Annotated in this window: 18 protein-coding genes; 11 read left to right on the top strand and 7 right to left on the bottom strand. The window is 46.6% G+C overall.

Annotated elements, in window-relative coordinates:
- Positions 1-128 precede the first annotated feature (128 nt).
- The 9 genes from bioB to bioD all read left to right on the top strand — a co-directional run bounded on the left by bioB (position 129) and on the right by bioD (position 7709).
- Complete coding sequence (bioB, locus tag BUR09_RS14180) at positions 129-1109, top strand: biotin synthase BioB (protein WP_074217615.1); 981 nt, start codon at positions 129-131, stop codon at positions 1107-1109.
- A gap of 9 nt (positions 1110-1118) precedes the next feature.
- Entirely contained in the window at positions 1119-2474 is a 1356-nt protein-coding gene (bioA, locus tag BUR09_RS14175) for an adenosylmethionine--8-amino-7-oxononanoate transaminase (protein WP_074217614.1), read from the top strand.
- Positions 2475-2786: 312 nt separating this feature from the next.
- Positions 2787-3095, top strand: coding sequence for a hotdog family protein (locus BUR09_RS14170; RefSeq protein ID WP_139296861.1), 309 nt, complete (start codon positions 2787-2789; stop codon positions 3093-3095).
- A complete protein-coding gene (locus BUR09_RS14165) occupies positions 3088-3849 on the top strand; it encodes an SDR family NAD(P)-dependent oxidoreductase (RefSeq protein ID WP_175566043.1) in 762 nt (253 codons plus the stop codon). The genes BUR09_RS14170 and BUR09_RS14165 overlap by 8 nt, the downstream gene beginning before the upstream one ends.
- Before the next feature lie 9 nt (positions 3850-3858).
- Entirely contained in the window at positions 3859-4227 is a 369-nt protein-coding gene (locus BUR09_RS14160) for a hypothetical protein (protein ID WP_084539507.1), read from the top strand.
- Between the two features lie 11 nt (positions 4228-4238).
- The gene (locus BUR09_RS14155; protein WP_074217611.1) at positions 4239-5456 is read left to right on the top strand and encodes a beta-ketoacyl-[acyl-carrier-protein] synthase family protein; all 1218 of its coding nucleotides are present in this window, start codon (positions 4239-4241) and stop codon (positions 5454-5456) included.
- Positions 5457-5996: a hotdog family protein gene (locus BUR09_RS17100; RefSeq protein WP_245796747.1), complete on the top strand. Its 540-nt coding sequence runs from the start codon at positions 5457-5459 to the stop codon at positions 5994-5996. It begins immediately after the preceding gene.
- On the top strand, positions 5927-7018 hold the full coding sequence (locus tag BUR09_RS14150) for an aminotransferase class I/II-fold pyridoxal phosphate-dependent enzyme (RefSeq protein ID WP_245796751.1): 1092 nt from the start codon (positions 5927-5929) through the stop codon (positions 7016-7018). The genes BUR09_RS17100 and BUR09_RS14150 overlap by 70 nt, the downstream gene beginning before the upstream one ends.
- The gene (bioD, locus tag BUR09_RS14145; RefSeq protein WP_074217609.1) at positions 7005-7709 is read left to right on the top strand and encodes a dethiobiotin synthase; all 705 of its coding nucleotides are present in this window, start codon (positions 7005-7007) and stop codon (positions 7707-7709) included. The genes BUR09_RS14150 and bioD overlap by 14 nt, the downstream gene beginning before the upstream one ends.
- A 127-nt stretch (positions 7710-7836) precedes the next feature.
- Here bioD and lysA read toward each other — a convergent pair whose 3' ends face one another.
- A complete protein-coding gene (gene lysA, locus BUR09_RS14140) occupies positions 7837-9135 on the bottom strand; it encodes a diaminopimelate decarboxylase (protein WP_074217608.1) in 1299 nt (432 codons plus the stop codon).
- A gap of 15 nt (positions 9136-9150) precedes the next feature.
- On the bottom strand, positions 9151-9840 hold the full coding sequence (locus BUR09_RS14135) for a TrmB family transcriptional regulator (RefSeq protein ID WP_074217607.1): 690 nt from the start codon (positions 9838-9840) through the stop codon (positions 9151-9153).
- A 444-nt stretch (positions 9841-10284) separates the two neighbouring features.
- On the opposite strand from BUR09_RS14135, the gene BUR09_RS14130 reads away from it, so the two are divergent.
- Positions 10285-10710: an FKBP-type peptidyl-prolyl cis-trans isomerase gene (locus BUR09_RS14130; protein WP_074217606.1), complete on the top strand. Its 426-nt coding sequence runs from the start codon at positions 10285-10287 to the stop codon at positions 10708-10710.
- Between the two features lie 187 nt (positions 10711-10897).
- On the opposite strand, the gene feoB is transcribed toward BUR09_RS14130, so the two are convergent.
- The 4 genes from feoB to BUR09_RS14110 form a co-directional block, all read right to left on the bottom strand.
- On the bottom strand, positions 10898-13084 hold the full coding sequence (gene feoB, locus BUR09_RS14125; protein WP_074217605.1) for a ferrous iron transport protein B: 2187 nt from the start codon (positions 13082-13084) through the stop codon (positions 10898-10900).
- A 41-nt stretch (positions 13085-13125) separates the two neighbouring features.
- Positions 13126-13362, bottom strand: coding sequence for a FeoA family protein (locus BUR09_RS14120; protein WP_074217604.1), 237 nt, complete (start codon positions 13360-13362; stop codon positions 13126-13128).
- Positions 13363-13455: 93 nt separating this feature from the next.
- Complete coding sequence (locus BUR09_RS14115; protein WP_245796746.1) at positions 13456-13644, bottom strand: FeoB-associated Cys-rich membrane protein; 189 nt, start codon at positions 13642-13644, stop codon at positions 13456-13458.
- A gap of 129 nt (positions 13645-13773) precedes the next feature.
- The gene (locus BUR09_RS14110; protein ID WP_074217603.1) at positions 13774-14046 is read right to left on the bottom strand and encodes a FeoA family protein; all 273 of its coding nucleotides are present in this window, start codon (positions 14044-14046) and stop codon (positions 13774-13776) included.
- A gap of 343 nt (positions 14047-14389) precedes the next feature.
- Between BUR09_RS14110 and BUR09_RS14105 the strand changes: the two genes are divergently transcribed.
- Entirely contained in the window at positions 14390-15373 is a 984-nt protein-coding gene (locus tag BUR09_RS14105; RefSeq protein WP_074217602.1) for an ABC transporter ATP-binding protein, read from the top strand.
- Positions 15374-15477: 104 nt separating this feature from the next.
- Here BUR09_RS14105 and BUR09_RS14100 read toward each other — a convergent pair.
- The coding region (locus BUR09_RS14100; RefSeq protein WP_074217601.1) for a calcium-binding protein at positions 15478-19602 on the bottom strand (4125 nt) is incomplete at its 5' end.

Raw genomic sequence — 19602 nt, 5'->3', positions numbered from 1 at the left:
CTCAGCTAGTTCTTCCTGAACAACAACATTGAATATCCAGCCCTGCGAATCACTACCAACGCAGGTTCACGGGAAAAGCTTCCCTGCTGATTGCCGGATAATATACTCATTTATTTCAGAGAAATCATATGACCACTAGTGCTTCAACTGTGTACGCCCTGTGCGAAGAGGTTGTCCAGTCAGGAAAAGGTATCAGCCGTACTGATGCTGAACTGCTGATAAATCTTCCGGAAAGCGCAACGCTTGATCTTCTTGCAGGTGCACAGCGTATCCGCTCTACTGTGACAACCAACGCGACATTCACCTGTGGTATTGTAAACGCCAAATCAGGTAAATGCAGCGAGAACTGTTCCTTCTGTTCACAGTCTAAGTACCATGACACGGGTGCGCCCATTTATCCACTGATCGCTCCAGAAACATTACTCGCCCGTGCAAAAGAACTAGAAGCAGGCGGCGCACAACGGTACGGCATTGTTACCAGCGGCATGGCTCTTTCTGATAAAGAGCTGGACACCGTCTGCGAAGCAGCACTTGCCATTACCACCCAGACCAGCATCAAAGTATGTGGTTCTCTCGGCCAACTTTCACCAGATATGGCAGAACGATTACGTCAGGCAGGTTTCTCCAGTTACCATCATAACCTTGAGACTGCCCGTTCGCACTTCTCTACCATCTGCACCACACACGAATATGATGAGGATATCGCATCCGTACAAAACGCGCTTAATGTCGGTTTTCGTGTCTGCTCCGGCGGCATATTAGGTCTTGGCGAAAACCGCAACCAACGAGTTGAACTCGCCTGTACCCTGCGTGACCTCGGCGTACCTTCTATCCCGATGAACTTCCTTACTCCGGTCAAAGGTACCCGTCTTGAAAACCAGCCGCTTCTTGCACCATCAGAAGCACTTCGCGCCATTGCAGTCTATCGCTTCATTCTTCCTACACAGGACATTCTGATTGCAGGCGGACGCGAAAACACACTCGGCGAATTTCAACCACTCATCCCTATGGCAGGAGCCAACGGTCTCATGATCGGCAACTACCTAACCACAAGCGGACGCAACATGGCAGACGACATCAACATGCTTACCAGCATGGGCGTTTTATAAGGAGCACACATGAGCACAACTCAAGAATTACAGCATATCGACCGCACCAACGTATGGCACCCGTTCACTCAAATGGCAGAATGGGTTCAGAACGATCAACTCATTATTGAAAGCGGTAAAGATAACTGGCTCATCGACACCGAAGGAAACCGCTACTTAGACGGAGTATCCTCCCTGTGGACAAACGTACACGGCCACTGCGTACTGGAAATCGACAAAGCCGTACAGGAACAGCTAACCAAAATCGCCCACACTACGATGCTTGGTCTTGCAAGTGTTCCTGCAACAGAGCTGGCAAAACGTCTTGTAGACATCCTACCGGATGGACTGACCCGTGTGTTCTACTCCGACAGCGGCTCAACCGCCGTGGAAGTTGCGCTCAAAATCGCATTCCAGTTCCAGCAGCAGGCTGAAAAAGGTGACCCGAACCGCACCAAATTTATCTCCATGCAGAACGCTTACCACGGTGACACCATCGGTTCTGTAGCTGTAGGTGGTATGGACTTATTCCACGCAACCTACAAGCATCTGCTCTTCCAAGGTGAAAAAGTCACCACGCCGTACTGTTACCGCTGCCCGTTCGGCAAAGAAAAAGCAAACTGCAACCGTGACTGCTTCCAACATGTAGAAGACGTACTCGAACAGCACGGCAGCACAGCTGCAGCTTTCGTTATCGAGCCGCTTGTACAGGGCGCAGCAGGTCAGATCATGCACCCGGAAGGCTACCTCACCCATGTCCGCGATCTCTGTACACGTCACAATGTCATCCTCATTGCAGACGAAGTAGCTGTTGGATTTGGCAAAACCGGAACCATGTTCGCCTGTGAGCAAGAAAACGTTACGCCAGACATCATCTGCCTCGCAAAAGGCATCAGTGCCGGATACCTGCCATTAGCAGCCACCGTAGCGTCAGAAGAAATTTACAACGGATTCCTCGGCAAGCACGAAGAGTTTAAAACATTCTTCCATGGCCACACCTACACAGGTAACCCGCTTGCCTGTGCAGCTGCCATCGCCAACCTCGACTATTTCGAGGACAACAATGTCATGGAAAAGCTTCAGCCTAAAATTGCCCATCTGCAAAACAGACTGGCTACCATGTTAGAACTCGAACACGTTGGCGAAATCCGCAACCACGGTATCATGACTGGTATTGAGCTGGTGCAAAACAAAGAAACCAAAGAACCGTTCGAGACGGCAACGAAGATCGGACACAAAGTCTGTATAGAAGCGCGCAAGCACGGCGTAATCATCCGTAACCTTGGCGATGTTGTTGTGCTTATGCCGCCGCTCAGCATCACGCTCAGCGAAATCGATCTGCTCTGCAACGCGACAACTGAAGCCATTAAAGCTGTTACTGAATAGTTTTTTTGCCTCCGGCGGCCAGAGAACCCTTTTGTAAAAGGGCTTCTCTGGACTCTCCTAAAACTTTTATTAGCGAATCCAATCCGTCACTAGCTTACTTTAATGACTTATGCCCAACAGATTACGAGCAAACAACAACCACTTAAAATCAGACGCAATTTCAGTACATTTTTATTTACGTCGCCATAACAATTAAGCCCCAAAGGACATATGCTCCCTTCCCCACTTCGCTAATAAAGTTTTTTGGAAAGGGGTATGGGGAAGAACCTTTTTTGCAAAAAAGGTTTTCCCCAGCCGCCGGAGGCAAAAAGTATGACCCTACTTACTGGTACATTTACATTCCCTGCCGACGAATCGGCACTGAAAGATCACTTTCCGGATAGCCCTATTATTCCGGGTACGCTGATCATCCATAGCTTTGTGAGCGTATTGCGAGAAAACATGCCGAACGCGGTGTTAAGCGTGAGCAAGTTTCGCTTCAAATCATTTGTAACGCCGGACACGTATGCGTATTCCATTGAACCAAGGCCGTTCGGATTTACTTGTACGCTGTTTAAAGATGAGGTGAAGGCTGTAACTGGTCGTATTCTTGTCCATGTTGAAGGAGAAGGCGATGCATAATCTTTCTATGCGCCTTTCCGGCGAACATGCATGTATCTTGGGTGCATCCTCCGACTTGGGAATGGCTATAGCCCGACGATTATCCGATGCGGGCCTTCGACTCACCCTTTCTGCTTGCTCGAATAACGGCTTAGCACGTTTAAAGACAGCGTTCCCCACCGCAACAGTTGTTAAAATCAACATGGAAAAGATTGCTCACGACGTTGCAACACAATCTGGGGAAGCGATTGATACAGCTTTGGGAAAAATCGATTCACCGGACTACCTTGTAGACTGCATGCAGAGTGACTTCGAAGCATTTGTTGCTGGCGCAGATGCTACGGACATTGCCAAGTACATGGAGACCAACATTTCGGGCCGAGCTATTTGCCTACGACATATTTCTAGAATGATGCTGGCGAAACGATCAGGTCGCTGTGTTTTTATTTCTTCTACGGCTGCAGCACTCCCTAACGCGGGACAAGGATTTTATGCGGCTTCCAAACAAGCTGGCGAGGCTATTTACCAAAATCTCGGCATTGAACTTGGTGGACGTGGCATTACCAGCTGCTCATTGCGACTTGGCTATGTGCTGAGCGGTAGAGGAACCGCATTTATTGAAAACAACCCGCAAGCAATAAAACGAATCCCTGCGAAACGTGCTGCTACTCCGGACGAAGTAGCCTGTACCATAGCTTTTTTACTCAGCGACGAAGCACGGATGATTAACGGCACAACTATTACAATGGATGGCGGTTTAACCGCCTGTAAGTAAGGATATATGATGTCTATTTTCGAACAGGTACAATCTGTTATCACTGAGGTTCTTGAAGTTGAACCGGAAGAAGTAACCCTTGAAACATATATTCTGCGCGACCTTCCAACAGAATCAATCGATCTGATGGAGTACGGCGTAGGGCTGACCAAAGAATGCGGTGTTTCTGTTCATGATGAAACAGTATTCCTCCGCTCTTTCCGTATGCACTTGGCTGAAGCAGAAGACAAAGGATTTGAGCCAACAGCACATCTTCTGAGCGTGTACCCGCACCTTTCTTCTGACCGTGTGAATGAAATGTTGCACACAATTAACGAAGGGCCTGTTCTGCAGGTGCGCGACATTGTTGCGTACGTTGAACACGCAAAACACGCTTAGGGAACACCGCCATGCGGAATCGAGTCGTCATAACAGGCACAGGGTACATTACCTCATTAGGTAGCACTTCTGAAGAAATCATGGATGCAGTGCGCCAAAACAAGCCTGCTTTTGCAGCCTCTCATGACTTTGAGGAGTGCGTGGATTGTCCTGTTCAAGGCTTTGATCTCACCGCATCTACCGGGCGATGGAAAAACAAAAAGTATCTTTCACGGAGCGCACAGCTTGCATTGGCTGCTGCCATCCGTGCTGCTGAAAATTCCGGCGTAACGACTGACGTGCTGAATGATGCAGGCCTCTTTGTCGGAACCGGCCCTAACTTCGATATCAGCTCCGACTTCCCGAATATTGAGAACGGCAACATGGACAGCGTAGACCTTGCTGCCCTGTGGATGCTCCGCTACCTGCCCAACACGGCAGCAAGTGCCATCAGTCAGTTCCTCAATATTCATGGAGAAAACTCCACCATCGGCACTGCCTGCTCAGCGTCTACACAAGCCATTGGCGAAGCATTCCGCAAAATCAAAGATGGATACCTAACCGTTGCATTAGCAGGCGGCGGTGACTCCCGCATCTCCCACGGCGGAATGCTTGCATACAAAAAGGCACAGGCAATCTGGAATAAAGGCGGCAATCCAAACAAAGCGTGCCGTCCCTTTGATACTGAACGTAGCGGTTTTGTCGCAGGTGAAGGTGGTGCCATGTTCATCTTAGAATCTCTAGAACATGCACAAGCACGCGGGGCTCATATTATCGCTGAAATATGTGGTTACGGAGCAACAATGGATGCTCACACTATGACGGCACCGCATCCTGAAGCAGTTCATGCTGAAAAAGCTGTACGTTCTGCAATTAGCGAAGCAGAGATGACGCCTGAGGATATCAATCTCATTGCGGCGCATGGCACTTCCACTCCACTTAATGATCAAATGGAAGCAACCATGCTTGAACGTATTTTCTATTCACACAACGAGAAGCAGCCATGTGTCACAGCGGTTAAATCATGGGTCGGTCATTGTACCGCAGCATCAGGTGCGGTGGAGCTGAGTGTCCTTCTGACATTACTCAGCAAAGGCGTTGTACCACCAGTGCGAAACCTCACATCGCCTTGCTCAGACAAAATCAACTTCACTACCAAATCAACGCAACTTTCAGGCAAAAACATCCTGCTTGAAAACTTCGGGTTCGGTGGTCAAAACAGCGCACTAATAGTGCGGCTCTGGTCATAAATGCAGTACAGCAAAACCATCCACTTTGACGTAGACAGGTTCATCATGTTGGACAGTATTACGCACTATGCAGCCGAAACACTCACGGCTGAAAAAGAGTTTGTAGACGCTCCTGCATACCTTGCCCTTGAAGCGATGGCACAAACCGGTGGTCTACATTTTAGAAAATGCATGAACTTTTCCCGACATGCCTTCTTGCTTTCTATCCAGCAGTCCCCACTGCTTCCTGTAGAAACATTTTCAGGCTGCGCCACAACCATCGTTGTACAAACGGCAATGACTAAATCCACAGCTGCCTATGATATCTCATTTACTTGCCAGCAGTTGCACATAGAAGGATCTTTCCTGTTTGGAAGTACAGAGTTTGGTGAACAGTTTTCAAAAGACTCCCTTACAACCCATTATAGAGAGTTATTTCAATGCTTACAGAACGCCTACGACGCTCTATCAACGTTCGAAAAGACTCCGGCTTGTACCGCGATCCTGTCACTGTTGAGAAGCAGGTCGGTAGCCGTGCGTTGGTTGAAGGGAAGGAGCTGATAAACTTTGCTTCAAACGACTATCTTGGATTGTCACAAAATTCCGAGTGGCAACAAACGCTTAGGGAATGCTTTACCACACACGCCCCTTCTGGCACTTCCTCCCGTCTTGTTACTGGACACAGCAAGTTCACAGAAGACGTTGAGCGGCAATTTGCTGAGTATTTCGGATACGAGGACGCGATGTTTCTTCCGAGCGGATATCAGGCTAACCTTTCGATAATATGGGGACTGTGCAGCCCAGCTGAGACTTTGTTTTATGACAAACGAATCCACGCAAGTATGGCTCAGGCTCTTCCACAAACGGGAAGTACATTGCGAGGGTTTGCCCACAGCGATCTGAAGCAACTTGATAGAAAGCTGGCTGCTACTGATTCAGATTCTCCGGTAGTACTCACGGAATCTCTCTTCAGCATGGATGGTGACATGCTGGACACACACGCCTTTGAAATATTACGCCGAAAGTACAATTTCTTCGGAATAATAGACGAAGCACATTCATTCGGGGCGCTAGGGGCAAACGGTACCGGCATCGCTCACGGCTGCACAGACATTGCAGTTGGCACCTTCGGCAAAGCGCTCGGCATGTTCGGAGCATTCATATTGATGCCCAAGGGCTTCAAAGAATTTTTCCATAACTTCTCATCGCCTGTGATCTATTCCACGGCGATGCCGGAAGCTCATGCAGCAGCAGCTGCTGCGTTACTCAGGAAACTGCCGGACATGGAACCGGAGCGCGAACATCTGGCACACGTCAGTACACTATTACGTACTGAATTACAGAGTGCCGGATTCACCATTCAAGGTGACGCGCACATTGTTTCCATTGAGATTAGTGATGAAATGAAAGCCGCAACAATTGCGGAAAAAATGCGGGAAGACGGTGTGCTTGCTTTTGCATCGCGCTATCCGACCGTACCAATGAACAAAGCTGTCATACGAGTAAGCATGACAGCCTTGCACAGTACTGAGGACGTACACACATTCGTCAACAGTATCAGGGGGTGGTATGACAGAACCTAATCCGTCATTTTTCGTTGTCGGTACAGATACCGATGTGGGTAAGACAGTTGCTTCCCTGATGCTTATGCGGTTCCTGATAAGAACGGGGCACACGCCTTATTATTGGAAACCAGTGCAAACAGGCTGCCTTAGCCCGAACGATGCAGGCGCTGACGCCAGCTTCGTTCTTAAATATTGTCCAGAAGTGCATCAGACTGCTGCCGATGCCACTGGAGCCTGCTTTAACGCTCCCAAGGCTCCATTCTACGCTGCCCGTGATGAACAGAGCAGCGTAGAAGTGGAAGACCTTTTACGCAAACTGGCATATTTACGTAAAAATAATACCCTGGTGGTAGAAGCTGCTGGAGGACTGTTAGTGCCTTTCAGCCGTACACACATGTTGGCGGACATGGTGCAAATGGCCGTCGAGCGGTTCGGGATCAAGCCCATACTCGTAGCACGAGCCGGACTTGGCACAATCAACCACACGCTTCTTTCCATTGAGGCGTTGCATCACCGAGGCGTTCAACCGGCAGGGATAGTGTTTGTGAATAACAAGGAACACCGTACACCACAGGCGATGCTGCAGGAAAACATGGAGGCAATCTCCACATTTTCAAACTATTCTGTATGCGGATGTATTCCGCACATTGAAGACTTTTCAAACCCACCCGAAGAGGCAATCAATCTCTTCGAAAGGATAGTTGGCTAGGTTTACCGAATGGAACACGGCAAACCTGCCAACAGAATCGTACCTTCGTTACTTCGTCAGTGTCTTACCTAACGCCGTACATAATAATATGTACAGCACACTGGCGGAGTAACTTCTTGAGCATAATTTATTCACCAAACTCGTTGAGCAGTGCATCCGCTTCTGGATACATATTCAACAGATCATTCAGTGTTTCACGACGACGGATAAGGCGTGCTTCACCATTTTCCTGAATAAGAACTTCTGCAGGACGAGGACGCTGGTTGTACGGAGATGCCATTACATACCCGTATGCGCCTGCGTCGAGCATTGCGATTACATCGCCTTCTGCAATTTCAGGAAGCTGACGGTCTTTAGCCATGATGTCACCGGATTCGCAGATGTTACCAACAATGCTCTGTTCCATTGTTTCAGTAACTTCGCTACCGCCTTCACGGTAGATTTCCACATCGTGGAATGAATCGTACATGGCTGGACGCATAAGCTGGTTAAAGCCAAGGTCAGTACCGGCAAACCGTTTGTCACCGTTGTTCTTTACGCTGTAGCAAGTGCCGAGCAATACGCCGCACTCTGCTGCAATATAACGACCCGGCTCACACATGAAGCGGCCTGTGTAGCCTGTTTCTTCAATAAATTCTGTAATTGTGGCATGGAATGCTTCACCAAGCTTTGCAAGGTCAAGACGCTCTTCCCCTTCATACTTACGGTACGGGATACCGAAGCCGCCGCCGAAATCGATAATTTCGATTGCGTGGCCTTCTGCAACCCACTCTTTTACAATGGAAAGTAATACGCCCATTGCTTCAAGGTATCCATCTGGCTCCATGAAAAGGGAACCAATGTGCATGTTTACACCGCACAAAGTCAGGTTATGACGAGCGAGAGTAGCACGTACAGTTTCAGCGTCTTCAGGGTTCACGCCAAATTTGGTCAGTTTGCCACCGGTAACAACCTTGGCGTGGTGACCAGCACCGATGCCCGGGTTAAATCGGATGACAACCTTGCCGCCCGGATTCAACTGCCCGTACAGATCCAGTTGGGAGAGGGAATCCACACTCACGTATACGCCACGATCAATGGCGAACTGGAGTTCTTCAGCAGAGACGTTATTGGAAATGAACAGGATCTGCTCCGGCTTAAATCCGGCGGCAAGGTTCATGACAATCTCACCCGGGGACATTGCGTCCACCACCATTCCTTCCTCTTGAACAATCTTGAGGAGGTGAATATTCGTATTCGCTTTCGCAGAATAGTTTGGTGTAAAAGCAGGATTATCAGAAAGCGCCTGAATTTCACGACAGCGAGTACGCAGCACGTTTTCATTGTAAACATACAGCGGGCTGCCGTAAGTTTTTACAAGTTCCATAGGGGTATTGTTGCCGTAGAAATTTACACTATCAGTGTAGCTGGAGCGTACATTGCTCATGCCGAAATCTCCTAATTAAATTCCTCGTATTTTGATAAGCTCAATCTCGTTTAAAAGAGATTCACGCATTAGCGATACGAGGTGCTTGTTTTTTGAATAGAGACACTGCCCTTTGCTTACTTCGAGCGTGCCAACTATAACTTCGCTGGTATCAGCGATAATGCGCACATTCTCCGCCGGTGCTTCGTTATGCATAAACACAATACCGGGAAGGTGCGGGTCCTCATCAGATAAAATCACCACTTTTAACCCACGCTCGATACAGTTCTTCAATTCGGGCGTAAGCAATTTTACTGTTGAGGAGGAGACAGAAAGATACACCCACCCTTTTGCCAGCAGAATCATATTCCGCATTTTATCAAGAGTGTTCCCATATCCGGAAATAGTGAGATACGGTGCTTCTTCTTCTTCCTGTTCCGGTAAATTTTGATCCAGAAACTCTAATGTCGCCTCACAGGAGCGACGCAAGTTTAAAATCAGTTCTTCACGTGGAATTGCAATATATTTGCTGGAATCCTCGGAAGAAACAATAGCCCCACCTTTTTCAACAAGGCTGGACAACGCAGCATATGCATTGGAGCGGGAAATGCCGGAAACCTTTGCGGCTTCGTACCCTGTCATGGCACCCATTTTACAGAGAGTTACGTACATTAATGACTCCTGCTGGGTAAAACCAAATTTCTTCAATGCTTGAATGAGTTCCATTTCTTCTCCTGCGTAGTTCTTACAAGTACTACTATTTCAGATTTCAATACTGGTCAAGTATTCAAGAGTAATTTTTTAACTTTTTTAACGTTGCTGGCAGCGTTCTAGTTAGAGATATAAAAGCAGCCCAATAACGTCCGGGGAACTAATAAAAAATAAACGCCAAATAAAATATAACAACTTGTAGTTGCATGTCTTTTTTCAATCATTAGTTGTCGACATACACCTACATCGGCAAGCCTGCTATTCACGGGAAGCCATTTAGAGGCACCTGCAATAGAACGCACCAACTACCTGCTTCCCCGCTGCGTATTCCAAGCGCTCAAATATGTCCATGACGAAGATTTCATGCCCCTTCAAAGCCTTCTGGGCCTTAAATAGGGATTGACTTTCAATAGGCGAACAGTCATCCTATCATACCACATTTTTAACAAGGAGACCTAAATGGCACAGGTCAAGAACGGCGATTCCGTAAAAGTTCACTACACTGGCACCCTCGAAGACGGCTCTGTTTTCGATTCCTCCCGCGAACGCGAACCACTCGAGTTTACTCTTGGTTCCGGCATGCTTATCCCTGGTTTCGAAAAAGCTGTTGAAGGTATGACTGTTGGTGATTCTACTAAAGTTACCATTCCAGCAGACGAAGCATACGGCCAGCGCAATGACGAAATGATCATTGACGTTGCCAAGACTCAAGTGCCTGAGCACATCACTCCTGAAGTGGGTATGCTTCTGCAGCTCGAATCCGAAGGTGGCATTATGGAAGTAGTTATTACTGAAGTAAAAGACGAAAGCATCACCCTTGATGCTAACCACCCTCTCGCAGGTAAAGACCTTACCTTCGAAATTGAACTCGTTGAAATCGACTAATCCAGATTTCGTTCGAATAAAAAAGCCCGCGTTGTAAATAACGCGGGCTTTTTTCGTATAAAGATATTTCATACATTTTAGATAGTGGACTCACGTTCGCTTTTATTAACTTTCCCCGTAAAGAGTATAAAAAAAGCCCCACTCAACCGAAATCGAGCGGGGCTTTGTATTTATTATTGCTTGCAAGTTACAGCAGTTTACCAACCTGAACGACTGTTACCGCTACTGAATATGCAAGGGCTGTGTTGAACACTACAGAAAAGAGTGCCCATTTCCATGAACCTGCTTCTTGTTTTATTGCAACTACAGTTACAAAACACGGTGCGTAAAGAAGCACGAAGAGAAGGAATGCAACCGCAACGCTAGGTGTCCAGTTAGAATCCTGTGCGATACGCTCTGCAAGTGGAGCTGCTTCTTCAGGATCAACATCACCAAGAGAGTATGCAGTACCCAGAGTAGATACGATAACTTCCTTCGCTGCAAAACCACCTACGAGAGCAATGTTTGTACGCCAGTCAAACCCAGCAGGACTCATGATAGGCTCCAGTGCAACACCGATAGTACCTGCGTATGAATTTCTGAGAGCAGCTTCTGCTTCAGTGTTTTCAATTTTGAGAAGCTCTTCCTCAAGACCTGCAACAGGTGCACCAGAAGCTGATGCAGCATCAATCTGCTCCTGAACAACGGTCTTCTGTGCATCAAACGCTGCGACCTGATCTTCCGGAAGGTTCGGGAAAGTCATTGCAGCCCAGATAAGGATAGAAATAGCGAGAATAACAGTACCGGCTTTCTTAATGTACTGCCAAGTACGCTCCCAAGTATGGATGAAAAGACCACGCATGGTTGGGAAACGATACGGAGGAAGTTCCATTACGAACGGAGTTGCTTCACCCTTAATTACAGTATTACGAAGAATTTTAGAAACAATCAGCGCGCAAGCCCATGCAACCATGGTAATCATAAACATGACCATAGCCTGATCTTCTTTAAAGAACACACCTACAAAGAGAAGAAATACAGGAAGCTTAGCGCCACATGCCATAAATGGAGCAGTGATGAGGGTTGCCAGTTTCTCTTTAGGGCTACGCAAAGTACGTGCAGCCATTACACCTGGCACAGCACAACCACCAGCAATACCACCGGAAACAATAAACGGCATTACAGAACAACCATGCAGGCCGAAGAAACGGAACACACGGTCAAGCATGTATGCAACACGCGCCATGTAGCCGGAGTCTTCAAGGATAGCGATCTGGAGGAACATGAACATAATGAGCGGAACAAAGCCCATTACGCCGCCTACGCCATCGATTACGCCAGATACAACCAGAGACTTCAGCAGGCCATCCTGCATATTGGTTTCAACAGTTTCACCAAGCCAACTGAAGAAGTTCTCAAACCAACCTACTGGGGTTTCACTGAATGTAAAGGTGACCTGATAAATCAGGTACATGATACCCAGCATGATAATCGGACCGAGGAAACGGTGAGTTACGATGCTATCAATTTTATCTGAAAGCGCAACACGATCTGCGGCTTCATCAAGACGGGTCACAACACCCTGACGGATAATAGAAGTGATGTAGCCATAACGGTAGTCTGCAATCACTGCTTCAGGGTATGTTGCCAGTGTGCTTTCCAGATGCTTAGCAACATTTTTAACAATCTCTTCCAGCTCTGCAGATACAGGATGAGCTTCGCGGCCGAGCTGCATGATCTCGTCATCGCTTTCAAAGTACTTAATCGCAGTCCAGCGAGCTGGATAACGGTCTGTAAGAAGATTATTCTGCTCAATGAGAGAAATCATCTTATCCAGCGCAGGATCAAGGTCTGGACCGTAGGAGATGGAAATAGGCTCCCACTTTTTACCCTGACTCTCTGCTGCGCATTTAACAGTTGCTTCCATGAGGTTTGGAATACCTTCACCGGTACGTGCAACAGTTTCTACAACAGGTACACCTAACAGCTCAGAAAGCTTATTAAGGTCAATTTTCATACCCTGCTTATTCGCTTCGTCCATCATGTTCAAAGCAAGAACGATCGGTGCACCCATTTCCATCAGCTGAATTGCAAGATACAGGTTACGCTCAAGAGCGCCTGCGTTAAGAACATCGATAACCACGTCTGGACGCTGGTCAGCAACTACGTTACGTGCAACGATTTCTTCCATTGTGTATGCAGTAAGGGAGTAAGTACCAGGCAAATCGATAAGATGGATTTTGTTGTCACCAACAGTAGTGAAGCCTTCTTTCTTATCAACAGTAATACCCGGGTAGTTGCCCACATGCTGACGAGCACCAGTGATTGCGTTGAACGCTGTTGTCTTACCGGAGTTAGGGTTTCCGGCGAGAGCAACTTTGATCTCTTTAGACATGAAACATTCCTCGTATACAGAAATTTTGTGGCAGATTCTTATTAGATGCGTTCTACAGCGATGTAATCAGCTTCGTTGTTACGCAAAGAAAGGGTAAAACCAGTAAGACGAAGTGCTACAGGGTCCTGCAAAGGCGCACGCCCCACAACCTCAAGCTCAGCACCGGGAACTAGTCCCATATCACGAATTCTACGACCGAGCTCTCCGATTGCAGTAATTGCAATCACTTTAGCTTTTTCCCCTACTTTTAATTCCCGCATAGGAATTGGATTAGACATTCGAACCACCCTTTTATGAAATTGAAAATCTCTATCAATTAGACTTGGTAAAAAAAGTGTGCCGTGTTCGCACACTGTCGGACCAATCTTCTGTTACTCTTTGTGTGAAGAGCAACCGCAGCTTGTTTTTGTATCTTGTGAAATTAAGCCGCCCGCTGAACTGCATCCTCCGCAGTCGCTTCCGCAACCACAGCCGCCAGATGCACCTTTTTTCATAAAGCGACGCACAAGATAACCAGCTGCTACAGCGACAATAGCCGCAACAATAATAGCATCCATCATGGGACACCTCCGATTATCTATCGACTACACAGCGCGTGTTACCTTACAAAACAACCGGTTAAGTTTTGTCTGCAACGGCAAAAGGAGCATCCTTTCACCTGCGAGTATGTATATACGCGAACCAAACTGTTATAAAGTGCCCACAGCCGGCACGCGCTCTTGAACTTGTTCGTTATCTAAAGGTTCACATTCCAGCTTGCATGCAATGTCATCACCCAAGGTGAGCATACAATCCTTTACTCTAAAGCTACATGGAGAGCAGACTTCAACAACGGTACCTGGAGTTAACCCCAGTGCACACAATCTACCCCGCAGCTTAGGCTCTGAGCAAAACCCTTTAATTCGAGCTTTACACCCAGCAGGTAAAGAATTCAATTTACGCTTGCGCTTACAGCATGGCATATGTGTCCCTCCAAAACGTATGTCTAGTGATTATGCAAATTGAAAATGATTGTCAAGGACATTGAGAATGTAATTGAAAATTATTTTCAATTACACCAGACAGGCATCTTAATAAATATAACATCAGTTCCCGCAGTCATAATTAACATAAAGAAAGACTCCTTGCGCCAGTTTCTTTCAACCCGTATCCTAAAAGGTAATATACTGATTGTTTTATTGCTGAACTATGAGCCACCTCACACTTTTTGTTAAATTGACAATAAGCAGAGACTATACGTAATACCCAGACTCACTAAGTCAATGCGCTTCCTCGTTTTTTGTAACTTTACCATCAGGACAGATTATGCCCCCGTTGCTTACCGTTCAAGGATTAACAACTGTTTTTGATACTTCTACGCACGGCAGGCTAACTGCCGTTGACGATGTAAGTTTTTCAATTAACGCTGGTCAGTCATTAAGCATTGTTGGCGAGTCAGGTTGCGGCAAGAGCGTGACTTCGCTCTCTATTATGCGTCTCATCCCATCTCCTCCCGGTGAGATTATTAGCGGTAAAATCCTTTTTGACGGAGAGGACTTGCTTACTCTTTCTGAAAAAGAAATGCAGAGAATCCGTGGCAACGCTATCTCAATGATCTTTCAGGAGCCGATGACATCATTGAATCCCGTATTCAAAATTGGTGAACAGATTGCTGAGGTTGTACGACTGCATGAAAAACTGAGCAAAAAAGCAGCGTTAAACCGTGCCATTGAGTTACTGCACCAAGTAGGTATCCCTTCTCCGGAACAACGGGCAAAGGAATTCCCACACCAGCTCAGTGGCGGTATGCGCCAACGTGTTATTATCGCTATGGCTCTGGCCTGTTCTCCTCGGCTTATTATTGCGGACGAACCGACCACCGCTCTTGATGTAACCATTCAGGGACAAATCCTAGATCTTATGCATAAACTTGCTGAGGAAACAGGAACAGCCCTGCTCCTCATCACACACGACCTTGGAGTAGTCGCAGAAAACACTGATGACGTAATCGTCATGTACAGTGGAAGAATTGTTGAACAGGCAAGCACAGTCGCCCTTTTTGAAAAGCCTTTACACCCGTATACACAGGGCCTCATGCGCTCTATCCCAACCATCCCTGAAAAAGGCACTCCTATCCATAAAGGAATGCTTGAAACTATTCCCGGAGTTGTAGCCCCACTCTATGCGCTACCTACCGGCTGCCGTTTCAACGAACGTTGCAAGCACGCTTTTAATAAATGCAAAGAACTAGAGCCACCGTTGTTTAAATCGGATACCGACCGTGAAGTTCGCTGCTGGCTGTATGAGTAAGAACAAGGCGCTAACTAACGAGCGCTGATCATATGTTATAAAAGAATAAAAAAAGCCCCGTCCGAAAGGACGGGGCGTTTGATTTTTTTAGACTATGGAAGTGGTTAGCTACCAGAGTTAATCAGCTGCTGAAGGTAAACCTGATCCATACTGATATCATCTTGCAGAACAATCGTATGGGTTAAAGCTTCTGTTGAGCCATCCTGAGTAGCTGTCACAGTAAAGGTTGTATCACCACCGCTCTGACTAAACTCTGAAACAGTGTATGTCTCTTCACCATCACCAGAAATCACATCAGAGAACTGAAGGCTATCTTCATCAGACTTAAAATCTTGAATAAAGGTTGTCTGACCTGATTCTTTAAAGTCATCAGACGTGAACAGGAAGATATCTTCATCGCCACCACCATTCAACACGTCAAGATCGCCAGCACCACCGTTAAGGGTGTCTTGGCCATCACCGCCATACAAATAGTCGCCAGAGGCTTTTACAACTGAGACGTTGTCGAGGTTGATGCCGTTTTCTTGGTCACATATATCAAGAGGACAAGCATCATCAACATCACCATCTTGGTAGAACTTAACTGTAGTCTGGCCATCCTTAGCCTCAAAAGAGAATGATTCAGTACGACCTGTAGATGAATTAATATCATCGCCACTAAAGACTTCTGTGCGAATAACTGTTCCGTGGCTATCTATAATATCAACCTTGATTCCATCCTGCCCCGTCCACCGCTCAACCCAATTGCTATACTCATTATTCCAAGCATCAAAGTTAAGGGTATACGTTCCGCCAGCGTCAGTCTCTATTGTTTGGCTAATGAATTCTCCATAGCCGTAATTGTCAACTTCTACATAGGAATTTGGCCCGTTATGGTGAACCTCAATTCCGTTATCGACAGTCCAATTTCCATCTCCAACAACGCCCCCGCAATTGCCCCACGTAGAAGGATCCCAGTGGATATCGCTAGGAGCATCGGCATTATCACTTAAGCCACCAAACGAATCATCATCAATCAGCTCACGCGTGCTAATGTCATTATCACCACCATACAGCACATCGTTACCGATGCCGCCTTTAATGGTGTCTGCGCCTGCACCGCCGTCAATGGTGTTAGCGTTGGTATCACCAGTCAGGGTATCTGCTTGGTCACTGCCGATGAGGTTCTCGATACCACTTAAGGTATCACCTTCTGCATCACCACCAGAGCCGTTTGCGTCAGCAGTTCCATTATTGTCTTTATCTGTGAGATTTACAGTGACGCCTGCATGAGAATCTTCATAACTGACAGTATCAATACCGCTATCTCCACCAACTACCGGAGAAGCATTATGCCCTACGACTGTTGCATTTCCACCAATCAGATGATCAGCGCCAGCGCCACCAACTAAGAAGTCATCTCCGTCACCGCCGATAACAATATCACTGTCGAGGCCACCGTTAAGAATATCGTGACCACCTTCACCGTAGATAGTGTCGTTACCAGCACCACCACTAATAGTGTCGTCAACGGCGCGAACTGAAACATCATCAAGGAAGATACCGTTCTCACTACGTCCTTGAACCACATCTTCGGTAAATGTGATTGTTGTTGCTTCTTCCCCTTCTGCACCTTTAAACCGCAAAGAATAATTCTGCCATCCACCATGGGTGCTACCTGCCTTTGGGGTAAGAACATATTCCTCATCACCAATTCTAACAATCAACAGCTCATTTGACTCAACGTTACTACTAGTCTCACGAGTCACAGCCCTGAAGGTTAAAACATATTCTGTCTTGTCATTTGTCACTATTGTTTGGCTTAGTGCATCCGTCTTACCGGCAACATCAATTTCGACAAAATTATTGTTGTGATCATTAACTACTTCAGCTTTACCATTCTGCTTAGCATCACCATTCATTGCCTTCCAATGGGATTCTTCAGAAGGGCGAACATGGGTCCAGGTATTTGGCCTTGCACCTTCACTCAATATATCAAAGCTACCATCGGTGATCAGCTCTAAAGGATCTGAATCCCCAGCCGCAACGGTTGGTTCATTACCGCCGTGCAGCACATCGTCACCACCACGGCCTTCAATGGTGTCTGATCCCAGCCCACCGCTAATATCATTTGCTTCGCTATCACCCTTTAAGGTATCAGCGTGCTTACTACCGATAAGGTTTTCGATACCAGTGTAGGTATCGCCTTCTGCTTCACCGCCTGAGCCTTTTTTATCTGCAATTCCATCAGCTTTGACAGCATTCGTCTCATTGTCTTTTACATCTAACAAATCAACACGAACAGCGCTATCTGAAGCGGCATAACTGACAGTATCGCCCACCTCGTCATTCAAACCACCATTAAAGGTTTCAGTGGCTGAACCTGCAAGCATGGTGTCATCACCGGTGCCAGCGTTGATTGTAACCTGGGCGGAACTAACTGAAGAAGGACCAGACAGATCAATAACATCATCTTCATTGCCGGTAGTTATAGTCAATTTACTATGTTCATGCGCTTCAACAGAAACATGAACCTGTTTATTCTCTGCGGTAAAAACATTAACGCCTGAAGCTTCTGTTGTACCAACAACTGTTACATTTGTTGCTTCTGTAAATCTAATATTTTCAAAATCAGAAGCCTCAATAACAGTCTTGCCACTTCCATCAGTAACAACAAAATGCTCAACACCATTTGCAAGTTTTGAAATAGTAACGGTAAAAGGCTTGTCTTCACCTATTTCAAGAGTATCATTCTTGCTAGAGCCAATAATTTTCTCAATACCATTAAAAGTATCGCCCTTAGCAACTCCAGTACTTTGACTCGAATCAGACAAATTAACTGTTACAGCATTCTTACCTTCATACGAAACAGTGTCCGTACCGGAATCACCTTCTTTTGTACCACCATAAAAGTGATCCGCACCGTCACCACCAATGAAGAGATCATCACCTAATCCGCCTTCAAGGGTATCTGAGGCCTTACCACCATAGAGAACATCATGCCCATCATCACCAAAAATGTGATCGTTACCAGCGCCACCTTTCACATAGTCATTACCTAAACCAGCATGAATTTCATCATCACCATTGCCACCAAACACAAGGTCATGACCATCACCGGAATAAATAGTATCCCCGCCGTCAGCAGCATTATCCTTTGAAAATGTATGCTTAAACTTATCCCCAGCAACTTTTACAGCATTAGCATCAGTAGCCGAATTCATTTCTGCACGAGCGGTAGCAATGTTATCAGCAGTAAGCCCCACAGAGGTGCCACCCAAAACAACGTCATTCCCACTACCCGTAATAATGGTATCGGCCCCATGCCCACCTTCAATGTAGTTATCACCAGCAAGGTCAATAACCACATCGTTACCAGAACCTGCTTTGATGGTATCACCCTCAGCCTTCTGGTTTTGGTCAACATAGCGTCTCAACGCTTTAACATCACTGTTAGAGCCGTCTAAGTTTCCGAGAATATTTTCAAGATCACCCTTTACAGCGTCAGTAGTAGAACCACCAACAAGTAAGTCGTTCCCTGCTCCACCAGTAATAATGTCCGAACCATCTCCGCCTTCAAGGAACTGGTTATTCCCTGCTTTGCTGTTGCCAATAAGTATATCATTACCATCACTGCCGATTACAGCTTCAATGCTTGAAAGCGTATCACCTTCGGCTGCGCCACCTTTTTCTTTCTGACCATCTGAAAGGTCAACTTCAACCGGAGCACTAGAAGCAGCATAGCTAACAGTATCTATACCGTCACCGCCAACAAACTTCTCTGCAGCTCCGCCTGCAATCATGGTGTCATTGCCAGAACCTGCATTTACGGTAATTTCGCCGGAGGTAATGCCAGTCAGGTCAATTGTGTCGTTTTGATCACCAGTATACAAGATGCCAGTCACATGATTACCGGAAACGGTGATATCATCGTCACCACTCCAAGTGTGGAGATCAAGCTCTTTATCGAAGCTGCCTTCATGATCCTTAATTGTGATGATGTCGGCATTATCACCAGTTGTCACACTGAGTTTGCCAACATTTGATTCAGTTGTGATCTCAGTTGAGGTGTTACCGGCGCTTGTATCGGCTGTATAAAGGTCGAGATGCTTAACACCACCTTGAACAGTAACATTGAGTTCTGATGCAGAGTTAAATTTGAGTTGTTCAAAATCTTTTGCATTGATAACTGTGTCATCAGTTTCTGCAGTTACAGCAGCATTAAATCCATCACCTGCAGCTGTAATTAC

Origin of the sequence: Halodesulfovibrio marinisediminis DSM 17456 (assembly GCF_900129975.1) — a bacterium.
GTDB lineage: Bacteria > Desulfobacterota > Desulfovibrionia > Desulfovibrionales > Desulfovibrionaceae > Halodesulfovibrio > Halodesulfovibrio marinisediminis.
Note: the sequence above shows the minus strand (reverse complement) of the source record. Positions and strands in the feature narration are given on the sequence as shown.